The 11,515-nt window shown below is 66.9% G+C and carries 12 protein-coding genes; 8 read left to right on the top strand and 4 right to left on the bottom strand.

Annotation, left to right across the window (positions count from 1 at the left end; all coding sequences use genetic code 11):
• Positions 1-81: 81 nt before the first annotated feature.
• From AB656_RS07395 to AB656_RS07385, 3 genes are all read right to left on the bottom strand, one after another.
• Entirely contained in the window at positions 82-726 is a 645-nt protein-coding gene (locus AB656_RS07395; RefSeq protein WP_051905443.1) for a non-canonical purine NTP pyrophosphatase, read from the bottom strand.
• 63 nt (positions 727-789) lie between these two features.
• Positions 790-1,590 carry a ribonuclease PH gene (gene rph, locus AB656_RS07390; protein WP_051905370.1) on the bottom strand — a complete coding sequence of 267 codons (801 nt, stop codon included), beginning with the start codon at positions 1,588-1,590 and terminating at the stop codon, positions 790-792.
• A gap of 106 nt (positions 1,591-1,696) precedes the next feature.
• Positions 1,697-2,353, bottom strand: coding sequence for a Pr6Pr family membrane protein (locus AB656_RS07385; RefSeq protein ID WP_033504717.1), 657 nt, complete (start codon positions 2,351-2,353; stop codon positions 1,697-1,699).
• A 191-nt stretch (positions 2,354-2,544) separates the two neighbouring features.
• Here AB656_RS07385 and AB656_RS07380 point away from each other — a divergent pair, with 191 nt between their 5' ends.
• Together AB656_RS07380 and AB656_RS07375 are read left to right on the top strand one after the other, a co-directional pair.
• Positions 2,545-3,879: a nicotinate phosphoribosyltransferase gene (locus AB656_RS07380; protein WP_033504734.1), complete on the top strand. Its 1,335-nt coding sequence runs from the start codon at positions 2,545-2,547 to the stop codon at positions 3,877-3,879.
• 175 nt (positions 3,880-4,054) lie between these two features.
• Entirely contained in the window at positions 4,055-5,065 is a 1,011-nt protein-coding gene (locus AB656_RS07375; RefSeq protein ID WP_033504716.1) for an aldo/keto reductase, read from the top strand.
• A 100-nt stretch (positions 5,066-5,165) separates the two neighbouring features.
• On the opposite strand, the gene AB656_RS07370 is transcribed toward AB656_RS07375, so the two are convergent.
• Positions 5,166-5,462, bottom strand: coding sequence for a DUF3039 domain-containing protein (locus tag AB656_RS07370; RefSeq protein ID WP_051905372.1), 297 nt, complete (start codon positions 5,460-5,462; stop codon positions 5,166-5,168).
• A 125-nt stretch (positions 5,463-5,587) separates the two neighbouring features.
• Here AB656_RS07370 and coaD point away from each other — a divergent pair, with 125 nt between their 5' ends.
• From coaD to ilvB, 6 genes are all read left to right on the top strand, one after another.
• Positions 5,588-6,079 (top strand): pantetheine-phosphate adenylyltransferase, encoded by a 492-nt coding sequence (coaD, locus tag AB656_RS07365; RefSeq protein WP_033504714.1) that lies wholly within the window; start codon positions 5,588-5,590, stop codon positions 6,077-6,079.
• Between the two features lie 436 nt (positions 6,080-6,515).
• Positions 6,516-7,337 (top strand): hypothetical protein, encoded by an 822-nt coding sequence (locus AB656_RS07360; RefSeq protein ID WP_051905444.1) that lies wholly within the window; start codon positions 6,516-6,518, stop codon positions 7,335-7,337.
• Positions 7,338-7,425: 88 nt separating this feature from the next.
• Positions 7,426-8,052, top strand: coding sequence for a YceD family protein (locus AB656_RS07355; protein WP_033504713.1), 627 nt, complete (start codon positions 7,426-7,428; stop codon positions 8,050-8,052).
• Positions 8,053-8,162: 110 nt separating this feature from the next.
• Positions 8,163-8,360: a 50S ribosomal protein L32 gene (gene rpmF / locus AB656_RS07350; RefSeq protein WP_033504712.1), complete on the top strand. Its 198-nt coding sequence runs from the start codon at positions 8,163-8,165 to the stop codon at positions 8,358-8,360.
• A 233-nt stretch (positions 8,361-8,593) separates the two neighbouring features.
• A complete protein-coding gene (gene rnc, locus AB656_RS07345; RefSeq protein ID WP_051905445.1) occupies positions 8,594-9,415 on the top strand; it encodes a ribonuclease III in 822 nt (273 codons plus the stop codon).
• Between the two features lie 187 nt (positions 9,416-9,602).
• Positions 9,603-11,513, top strand: coding sequence for a biosynthetic-type acetolactate synthase large subunit (gene ilvB, locus AB656_RS07340; protein WP_051905373.1), 1,911 nt, complete (start codon positions 9,603-9,605; stop codon positions 11,511-11,513).
• Positions 11,514-11,515: the final 2 nt, after the last annotated feature.

Raw genomic sequence — 11,515 nt, 5'->3', positions numbered from 1 at the left:
AAGTGCCCCGAACATTGTGAGCGCGCATAGTGGGCATGCAGGGGCCTCCCCTAGCAGTCGCGGTGTTCTCTCAGCCGGCTCTCAGGCCAGGGACTCAATCAGGATGGGCATGATGGCTTTCAGAGCCTTGCCCCTGTGGGAGATGGCGTTTTTCTCTTCCGGCGTCAGCTGGGCAGAGGTGAGCTCCAGGCCGGCTTCACGCGCGCGCTCAGGCTGATTGTCGGGCACGAAAATCGGGTCGTAGCCGAATCCTTGCTCTCCCCGGGGCTCGTGAATCAGATGCCCTTCCATGCGGCCGGTGCGAATGAACTCAGTAGGGCCCTGGCGGCCGGCCGCATCTTGACGCCCCACGCCTGGCGGCAGGACCAGGGCAGCGGCGGTGACGAACCGGGCTCCCAGCTCGCTGACCGGCAGATCGTGGATCTGGGCCAACAGGAGGCGGACGTTCGCCTTATCATCGCCGTGGACGCCGGACCAGCGGGCCGAAAGGATGCCGGGAGCCGCGCCCATCACATCCACCACCAGGCCTGAGTCGTCAGCCAGGGCGGGCAGGCCGGTGCGGCGGGCCACATCCTTGGCCTTAATCAGCGCGTTCTGCTCAAATGTCACGCCGGTCTCGGCGGGGTCCGGCAGCCCGAGTCGTCCGGCTGAGACCAGCTTCAGGTCCGGAAGCACGGACCGCCCACCCCCCAGCTCCCCCAGGCTGGCTTGGAGGATGGCGCGCATCTCGATGAGCTTACCCTCGTTATGGGTGGCGACGACCACCCGTCCGCTTGGCGCGGTCACGGCTCATGCCTCCGCCCCGGTCGAGCCGACCATCTGCCCGGGCTCCGCTTCCAAGGCCCGGCGCTGGAGGGTCTGCAGGGTCTTGTTGCCCTTGGTGGCAAGGTCCAGCAAGGTCCCCAGCTCCTGGCGGTTGAAGGGGCGGTGCTCGGCCGTGCCCTGAATCTCGATGAAGTCCCCTTCACCGGTCATGGCCACGTTCATGTCGGTCATGGCCCGGCTGTCCTCCACATAGGGCAGGTCCAGCATGGGCCGCCCATCGATCACGCCGACCGACACGGCGGACACCTGCCCGGTCAGGGCGCGTTCGGCGTTCTTGATGTGCTTATGGCGTTCGGCCCACTTGAGCGCGTCGGCCAAAGCGATCCAAGCCCCGGTGACCGACGCGGTGCGGGTGCCGCCGTCGGCCTGAAGCACGTCGCAGTCGATCTGAATCTGATTCTCTCCAAGGGCCTTCATGTTCACCACCCCGCGCAGGCAGCGCCCGATCAGGCGGGAAATCTCCTGGGTGCGACCGCCCACCTTGCCGCGCACCGACTCGCGCGCGGTGCGTTCAGACGTGGCCCTAGGCAGCATCGCGTACTCAGCGGTCACCCAGCCCAGGCCGGACTCCTTGCGCCAGCGGGGCAGGCTGGGAGTGAAAGAGGCCGTGCACAGCACCCGCGTGCCGCCGCACTCGATCAGGACCGACCCCTCGGGCGCCTGGGTCCATCCGCGCGTGATCCGCACAGGCCGCAGCTGGTCCGCAGCCCGCCCGTCGGGCCGCACCACGGTGCCCTGCGCGATCATGTCCGCTATAGCCGCCATCTGAAACCGCCTTTCCCCGACCGCCGCTTGGGCCCGGAGCTCATACGCGCCCCTGCTTCCTGAAGCGCCCACGTTTTACTCTAACTCATACAGGCAGGCCTGAGCCCTAGGCTCCGCCCACGCTCAAGCCCGTACGCCTGGGCAAGATGCGATCCACCAGGAAGAGGCACAAGGCGAGCGCGAAGCAGACTAAGAGGTATTCGGCCGCGTTGACGGTCAGCCGCGCCCAGCCCAAGGCCCTCAAATCCAAACCCGGATAGGGGTAAGGGGTGGCGAGGGCGTTCGGACCTGTGCCTGAGCCGGAACCCGGCCAAATCGCGGCCCGCACCAGCACGAAGGCAAGATAGCAGGGCAAGTAGGCCATCCAGGAGAGGGGATAATGCCAGGAGAAGCGCCTGTGGGGGTCGAACAGGAGGAAATCCAGGGCGGCCATAACCGGTATCAGGACCCGGGTCATCAAGCCCACAGGGACCCCCCAGACTCGCGGACCCGAACCCAGTCCGGCGGAACCTTCCATGGCCCACGCGGCCAGGGCTCCAATCAGTGAGTACAGAATGGCGAAGCCCTTGAGCCAGGCCGGCGGCTCGACACCCTTGAGCAGGCTCGCGGCCCCGGCCCAGAGCATGACGAAGGCCAGCACCAAGCAGGCTTGGAAATCCAGGGGCGTCCAAGCCCTGCCCATGCCTTTGAGCCAGCCTTGGTAGCTAGCTGCGAGCGCGAAAGCGGCCAGGGCGAGCCTGTAGAACGAGGCCAGGAATCTCATAACGCCCAGCTTAGAGCGACGCCTTGGCAAGCGACGCGCACCTGACGGCGCAGGTGGGCGGAGCCGGCAGGCCCTATCTGGCCTGAAAGCTAAGCTGGTGCATGAACGGCCGGAGCCCTGGGCGGCGCGCCTCGACAGGGCCGGTCCGGCAGCTCTCGCGCGGGGCGCGCAGGAACGAGCGAGTCATGAGCATGTGCCCGGGGGCCGGTGCGCCCACCGCTTTGTTGACGGACATGTACGAGTACACGATGCTGGACGCGGCCTTGCAGGACGGCACGGCCGACCGGCGCTGCGTCTTCGAGGTCTACACCCGTCACCTGCCCCTGGGACGGCGCTACGGGGTCGCTGCGGGGGCGGGCCGGCTGATGGAGTCCATCGACGCTTTCCACCCCAGCGAGGACGACCTGCGCTTCCTGTCTGACCGCCATATCGTCAGCCCGCCCACGCTGCGCTGGTTGGAGGACTACCGGTTCTCCGGCTCCATCCGTGGCTACCGAGAGGGCGAGACCTTCTTCCCGGACTCCCCCATCCTCCAAGTCGAGGGCACATTCGCGCAGTGCACCCTCCTGGAGACGCTGATTCTGTCCACCTTGAACTACGATTCGGCCGTGGCTTCGGCCGCCTCCCGCATGGTCTCCGTGGCCGAGGGCCGCCCCTGCATGGACATGGGCGCCCGCCGGGCCAACGAGTGGGCGGCGGTCTCAGCGGCCCGCTCAGCGATCGTCGGCGGATTCCAGGGCACCTCCAACCTGCAAGCGGCCAAGCTCTACGACCTACCGGCCATCGGTACCGCCGCCCACTGCTTCACCCTCCTGCACGACAGCGAGCGCGACGCCTTCGCCTCGCAAATCCAAGCTCTCGGCAAGGGCACCACCCTGCTGACCGACACCTACTCGGTGCGCGAGGCCGTCCAAACCGCGGTCGAACTGGCCGGTCCCGATCTGGGCGGCGTGCGGCTGGATTCGGGCGACTTGGCCTCCCTGGCCCAGCAGGTGCGCGCCCTGCTGGACTCCCTGGGAGCCCGCAAGGCCACTATCACGGTGACCAACGACTTGGATGAGTACGCAATCGCGGCCCTGAAGACCGCGCCGGTCGACTCCTACGGCGTGGGCACGCAGCTGGTCACCGGCTCGGGCGCGCCCACCTGTGCGATGGTCTACAAGTTGGTGGAGCGTGAGGGGGCGGACGGTTCGATGGTCCCCGTGGCCAAGAGGTCCGTCGGCAAGGCCTCGATGCCCGGTCGCAAGCTGGCCTTCCGCGCCTTGGAGGACGGCCGGGCCGTCAGCGAGCAGGTCGTGGCCGGGGGTGAGGAGGCCCTGGACGCTTTCCAGCCCCCCGAGGGCTGGCGGAACCTGCTGGACACGTATATGGAGGACGGCGAGACGAACCCGGACTTTGTGGGGCGCGAGGCCCTGCTGCGGGCCAGGGACCGGCGGGCCGCCAGCCTGGCTGAGCTGCCGATCGCGGCCATGAGCCTGATGAAAGACGAGCCGGTCATTCCCACGCTCACCCAAAGTTTGGGATAGCGCAACCGGCGGAGGGCAGGCGCCGCCAAGCAGGGGCTCCTAGATCCCAGGCTCAGCGCTCCGGGCCGCTGGCCGCGCACGCGCGGCACAAGCCCCGACCGTCAGCCGCACCTGTAACGAACACGTATCGAACGCTCATAAGCGAGGGACCGTCCCCCGCTGGAAAGGAAACATGATGGACGAGTGCGCCAAGCAATACATACCCGCGCCGGATCGCTACGAGTCGATGTCCTATAGGCGTTGCGGGACCAGCGGCCTCAGACTGCCCGCCGTCTCCCTGGGCCTGTGGCACAATTTCGGCGATTTGACGCCTGTGGAGCATATGAAATCCATGCTCTTCACGGCCTTCGACCACGGCATCACCCACTTTGACCTGGCCAACAACTACGGTCCGCAACCGGGTGCCGCCGAGCGCCACGCCGGTGAGATCCTGTCCCACGACTTCGCCGGCCATCGCGATGAACTCGTCATCTCCACCAAGGCCGGCTACCTGATGTGGCCGGGGCCCTACGGCGACTGGGGCAGCCGCAAATACCTGCTCTCCAGCCTGGACCAGAGTCTGGAGCGCCTGGGCTTGGACTATGTCGACATCTTCTACCATCACCGCCCCGACCCGAACACCCCGCTGGAGGAGACCATGGGCGCCCTGGCCCAGGCGGTGAGCTCCGGCAAGGCCCTGTACGTGGGACTGTCCAACTACGACGGCCCCGCCTTGGAACGCGCCACGACCATCCTGAACGAATTGCACTGCCCCTTCATCATCTGCCAGAACCGCTATTCGATCTTCGACCGCACCGTCGAGAGGAACGGGCTCAAAGACGCGGCCAGCCGACTGGGCAAGGGGCTCATCACCTTCAGCCCCTTGGCCCAAGGGCTCCTGACCGACCGCTACCTGCAAGGCATCCCGGCCGACTCCCGCATCAAAGTGGACGGACGGTTCCTGAAGTCCGATGCCCTGACCGAGGGCCGGTTGGCGCAGATACGCGAGTTGAACCGCCTGGCCGGCGAACGCGGGCAAACCCTGGCCGAAATGGCCCTGGCCTGGATCCTGCGCGACGACAGCGTCACTTCGGTGCTGATCGGCGCCTCCAAGTCCCAGCAAATCCTCGACAACATCGGCGCCCTGTCCAACACCTCCTTCACCGCAGAGGAGCTGGCAGCCATCGACCGGGCCAGCCTGGGCTAGGCGCCCGCGAAAAGCGCTTCGCCCCACTAGCGACGAACCCCCGCAGCGGCCGCTCCTGGCCACCACGGGGGTTCGTCGCCCTGCCACGGGCTTTGCCCGCTTAGAACCCGCCCTGCTTCATCTGCTCGTAGATGCGCTTGCAGTCCGGGCACACCGGGTAGCGCGAGGGGTCGTGCTTAGGCACCCATACCTTGCCGCACAGGGCCACCACCGGCCGCCCGGTCAACTTGGATTCAGCGATCTTATCCGCCGACACATAGTGGGAGTAACGGTCGGCGTCGCCGGTGTCGCTCCGCTGCGTCTCTTCGCGCGTCTCAGGCCGCTCCAGCAGGGCCGTCCCGCGGCCCTCCTCAGGGCTGCCCGCCGGCGCGTCCTCGTCCGTCCAATCCCAAGTCATCGTCTCCATACCCCCCATCATACCGACCCAGTCAACCCTCACCACCTCATCGCCGCAGAGCGCTGGGCCAGCGGGCAGCTACACGCGAGTGGTTGGTTTCCGGGACGCGCGGTAGGCTTGAAGGCATGACTATAGCTGTGTGCCCTGGGTCCTACGACCCCGTGACCTCTGGACATCTTGACGTGATCGAGCGCTGCGCCTCCTTCTTCGAGGAGGTCCATGTGGTGGTGGCGGTCAACATGGCCAAAACGCCCCTCTTCTCGGAGGCGGAGCGCGTGGGCATGGTCCAGGAGGCGCTGGCGGCGGACGGCTACTCCAACATCAAGGTGGCATCCACGGACGGATTGATCATCGACTACTGCAAGCAGGTGGGGGCCACGGTGATCGTCAAGGGGCTGCGGCAGAACGGCGATTACGAGGCTGAGCTGGGCATGGCGCTAGTGAACCGCAAGCTCTCCGACGTGGAAACCCTCTTCCTGCCGGCCGACCCCTTGCGCGAACACATATCCAGCACGATTGTGAAGGACGTGGCCCGGCACGGGGGCGACATAGAGGGCATGGTGCCGGACAACGTGATCGGCAAACTGCAAATGGCGATGAACAAGGGAAAGAGCTGACATGACGGAAGGCACAGGCAACAAGCGTAGCGGCGAGCCGGAAGGCCAGGCCACCAAAGCCGACGCGGACCCGAACGCCCGCTTCAAGCCGGCCGATTCCGTTGCCGATATGCCCATCCAGGCCAGCGGACGCGCGCGCAGGCTGATCGCTGAGGACGACAGCACCAACTCCTCGACCGCAGTGCCCAGCAGGGTCAAGGCCCAGGAGCCAGGCGCTTCGCTCCCCGCAGCCAAGGCTTCCGAGAAAGGGAGCCCGACCCCAGTGGCGGCCAATTCCGGCGGCCCAGCCATGACAGGGTCCCTGCCCGGCTTCATGACCGGCACTGGGACCGTCGCGGCCGCCAAGGCCCGGCGGAACCGACAGCGCCCAACACCTACCAGTCCCTCCCTGCCCGCGGCTTCCGTGACTTTCGCGTCCTCCACGTCCTCGGCCGCCATGCCCGCCGCCTCCCCACAGGTCGAGCCGGACTCAGGAGCCGACGCCTCTGACTCGGACGACGCCACCAACACCGACATCCACACCGCAGCGTCCACGCCTTCAGCGGCCTTCGCCGCGTCATCGGCATCCGCGGCCGACGCAGGCAAGGCATCCAAGCGCAAACCCGCAGCAGCGGAGGGATCGCTTGCTTCCCGTGAGTTGCAGGCCATGCCTGACCTGCGTGAGAACGAGACCGCATCCGCCGCCTCCCCCACATCCAGGGCCGAGTTCACGACCGTCTACGACATCATCGACAAGATGGAGAACCTCCTTGAGGAGGCCAAGTCCTCGGTCTTCACCCCCTCCGTGGCCAAGGTGGACCGCGAGGAGTTCCTGGGGGCCCTGGCGGACCTGAAGAAGATGCTCCCAGTGCAGTTGGAACGCGCCTCGGCCTTGATGCGCGAGTCCGAGCGCCGCTTGGACGGGGCCCAGACCCAAGCCAACGCCATCATCTCGGAGGCGCAAAGCCGGGCGGCGGACGTAGTCAAAGAGGCCGGGAAGCAGGCCGAATTCCTGGCCGGCCAGGAGAACGTGGTCGCGATCGCCCAGCGCAAGGCCCAGGTCATCCTCGATAAGGCTCAAGCCCAGAGCGATAAGCTCGTCCAGGGGGCCAACCAGTATTCGTCCAAGGTGATGGAAGCGTTGGCCTCCCAACTGGAGCGTTACCAGCAAGACGTGCAGGCAGGCGTCGAAGTGCTGCGCGAACGCGAACGCGAGGCCGCCTCCAAGCTGGAGGGGTCTTACTCCGACCAGAACCCCGATCAGCATTCCGACCAATAAGCAGGCCTTGGCGGACCAAGCAGGCCCCGGCAGCACCAGGTGGCCGCCCGGGCGCGGCACATGAAGGCTAAAGGAGACGAACACTGATATGACGAGAGCAGCAGACTCACCCTGGGCTATACCAGTGGCGCAAGTGGCCCAGCGAGCCGGGCAGAGCAAGCCGATTGACGCTGATTTCCCCGCCCCCAGTGGCATCGGCGATGCCATCGTAGGCGTGACCGAGGGCGAACCGGTCCACTTGTCCGGCAGCATGGATTCGATCGTGGACGGACTGATTCTGAACGCCCGCCTCAGCGCCCCCGTGCACGCCGAGTGCACCCGCTGCCTCAAGCCGCTCTCCGGCCCACGCGAGTTGGACGTCGTGGCCTTCTTCCCCTTCGAGGACCCGCGCGAGCAGCGTCAGCTCCAGGGCGAAGTGGAGATCGTGGCCGGCGAGGAGGAAGCCGACGACGGCAACACCTACCCCTTGGCGGATTCGGGCACGGTGACGGACATCGAAGCCCTCCTGCGCGACAACCTGGTGGAGGCCCTGCCCTTCAAGGCCCTGTGCAAGCCGGATTGCCGGGGCTTGTGCCCCCAGTGCGGCGTGAACCTGAACGAGCACCCTGACCACCACCACGAGGTGAGCGACGATCGTTTCGCCGCCCTGACCTCGTTCAAGGCCCGGCTGGAGCGCGAGGCTCAAGGCCGGCAGGCTGGCCCAGCGGCCGAATAACCCCGGCGGGCCTCCAGCGCTTGTCCGGCCGCTTGGCTTTTGGGTAGGGTATGCGCTAGACTGCTCTAGGCTTAAGCTCAATGTAGTTTCGATCGGAACAGAGGAAGACAATGGCACTGCCAAAGTACAAGACTTCGCGCGCTAACACGCATTCGCGCCGCGCCAACTGGAAGACCCAGGCCGCGAGCACGGTCGCCTGCCCCAACTGCGGGGCCCCGACCCTGCCGCACATGGCTTGCCCCTCCTGCGGCACCTTCCGCGGCCGCGTCTACAAGGATGCTATGCGTTCCAAGTTCGCCGCCAAGTGAGCGCGAACCCGTCACAGGCCGGTGATCCGGCCGCTGGCGGCATCATACGGGGCCCTGCCATCGACGGGTGGCGGGGCCCTTTGATATTCGGATTAACGTACTTGGATTGATACAACGCCCGCGCGCTGGCCTGAGGAAGGCCTCGGCAGGCTGGTTAGGAGCGGGACATGACCTCATCAAGTCACGACGAAGCGCAGGGGAGCGAAACGCACGGCAGGTCGACGCAAGCCGCCATGCGGACCGAGGCGGCGGGCAGCCAGGAGGCGCAAGACGGGACCGCTAGCCAGGAGCTGCCCGCCAGGGAGCTCTTCAAGGCCCTGGGGCAATCCCTCAAGCCGGACCTGCTGATCCATGCGCTCACCCATCGTTCCTTCGCCCACGAGCACGAGGGGATGCCCAATAACGAGCGCTTGGAGTTCCTGGGCGACGCGGTGCTGGAGCTGGTCTCCACCGAAACCCTGTACAAGGACCATCCAAGCATGAACGAGGGCCAGCTGGCCAAGATGAGGGCCAAGGCCGTCTCGGAGGACTCCCTGTCCGCCATAGCCCGCAGCAAGCTCCACTTGGGCCAGTACATCCTGCTGGGCCGGGGCGAAGCGGAGTCCGGCGGATCGGACAAGAACTCGATCCTGTGCGACACAGTCGAGGCGCTGATCGGCGCGGTTTTCATCGAACACGGCATCGAGGGCGCCCGCAAGACCGTCCACACGCTGGTGGACGACACGCTGGCGGAAGTGGCCACCGAAGGCCCGGCCTTGGACTGGAAGACCTCAATCAGCGTGAAAGCCCGCCAGTCGGGATTAGGCCAACCCGAGTACCGGATGGCGGTCTCCGGACCGGACTACGCCCAGGTCTTCACAGCGGACCTGGTTTTAGAGGGCACCCACTCGGTCATCGGCCACGGACGGGCCTCCAGCAAGCGCAAGGCCCAGCTGGCCGCCGCCGAACAGGCGTGGAAGGCCTTGGATGGACCCAGCGCCCTGAAAGCGCTCAAGCAGGAGCAAGCCGAGGAGCGGGAGCTCGCCCAGGAAGAACAGTCCAAGCAGGAGGCGTAGGAGGAGAACAGCTCCGACCGCTCCTGACCCATCCCCGCCCCGTAGTCAGCCAAGGGCGCTGCCGGCTCAACCCCAGCCGGAAGCCTCCCCCCCCCCCCCCCTCACGGCCTTCCCACTATGAGGAACCGCTTCCCCATCCTGTCGGTCTGGCGTTTAGACTGTATAAAAACGAGGGGATAGGAGCTTGATGGCACTGCCGACACCTCTGCAAGCATTCAACTCGGTTCCCAAGGAGCCGTCAGACAAAGACACCGCGCGCGATGCGGAGCCCGCCGGCGAGCCGATGACCGGGGCCCAGGCCCTCGTCCGCTCCTTGGAGGACTTGGGCGTCAAGGTGGTCTTCGGCCTGCCCGGCGGCCAGATTCTGCCGACTTTCGACGCGATCGGCCCAGACACGAAGTTCCGCTTCGTCCTGACCCGCACCGAGCAGGCCGCCGGTCAGGCCGCTGAAGGCTATGCGTTGGCCGTCGGCCAGCCGGGTGTCTGCCTGGTCACCTCCGGGCCAGGGGCCACGAATATGGTGACCCCCATCGCGGAGGCGGCCCGCGACTCGGTGCCCCTGATAGTGGTCAGCGGCCAAGTGGGGGCCGAGGCCATGGGCACGGACGCCTTCCAGGAGGCGGACATACTGGGCATGACCTACCCAGTGGTCAAGCACTCCTACCTGGTCACCCAGGCCCAGGACATCCCCCGCGTGCTGACCGAGGCCTACTATGTGGCCCTCAGCGGACGGCCTGGCCCGGTGTTGATCGACTTGCCCTACACCGCCCAAACCCAAAGCATGGCTTATTCCTGGCCCCAGCGGATGATTCTGCCGGGCTACAAACCCACCACCAAGGCCCACGGGCACATGCTCCAGGACGCGGCCGAACTCCTGGCCCGCGCGTACCGGCCGGTGATCTACGTGGGCGGAGGCGCGACCCGGGCCCACGCCTCCGAGCAGGTGGCGCAGCTGGCGAAGCTGACCGGCGCCCCGGTCACGACCACCCTATCCGCCCGCGGGATCGTGCCTGACAGCGACCAGCACGTGCTCGGCATGCCCGGTATGCATGGCACAGTGGCGGCGAACGGCGCCATGCAGGAGTGCGACCTCCTGCTGGCGGTCGGCGCCCGCTTCGACGACCGGGTGACCGGCGACCTGGAGAGTTTCGCCCCTGCCGCCAAGGTGATCCACATTGACATCGACCCGGCCGAAATCGGCAAGAACCGGACCGTTGACGTGCCTATCGTAGGCGATGCTGCCCAAGTGCTGACCGACCTGAACCGGGAGTTCCCCCGCGTCCAAGAGCGCCTGGGCCGAACCGACTTGGCCCCCTGGTGGCGGCAGATCGACGCCTGGCGCTCGCGGTTCCCATCGACCTACGACCCGGCCCCCGACGGCCAGGTCGAGCCGCAGTGGGCCATTCAGGAGCTGGGCCGCCTGGCCTCGCCGGACACCCTATGGGTCACGGACGTAGGCCAGCATCAGATGTGGGCCAGCCTCTTCCTGGACTTCGAGCTCCCTGGCTCCTTCATCTCCTCCTGCGGCATGGGGACCATGGGCTTCGGGCTACCGGCCGCGATCGGCGCGACAGTGGGCGTCGCAGGCTCCCGTCCGGTCTGGCTGATCGAGGGCGACGGCGGCTTCCAGGCCTCCAGCGGCGAGCTGGCCGTGGCCCGCCAGGAGGGACTCCCCCTCAAAATCGCAATCCTCGACAACGCCTCCTACGGCCTGATTCGCCAGTGGCAGACCCTCTTCTACGGGGACCACCACATCCTGAGCGACCTGGCTTCCGGCGCAGCCGGCCCGGCGGACGGCCCGGGGCTGCCGGTGCCGGACTTCGTCAAGCTGGCCGAATCCTACGACTGCCTTGGCATCAGGGCCAGCAACCGCCAGGAGGTCACCGGCGCGATCGAGCGGGCCTTGGCCGTCAACGACCGGCCGGTCCTCATCGACATGCGCGTCTGGAAGGATGCCCAGGTGTGGCCGGTCGTGCCCCCGGGCGCCTCGAACAGCGAAATCGTCTACCGGCCGGGTGTCACCCCGCTGGCGGCCCAGGGCTCAACCCACGGGGCCGACGGCCAGGCACCGCGGCCCGAGCAGCAAGGGAAGGCTTGAAC

The sequence above is a fragment of the Bifidobacterium actinocoloniiforme DSM 22766 genome, from assembly GCF_001263395.1.
Lineage (GTDB): Bacteria > Actinomycetota > Actinomycetes > Actinomycetales > Bifidobacteriaceae > Bombiscardovia > Bombiscardovia actinocoloniiformis.
Note: the sequence above shows the minus strand (reverse complement) of the source record. Positions and strands in the feature narration are given on the sequence as shown.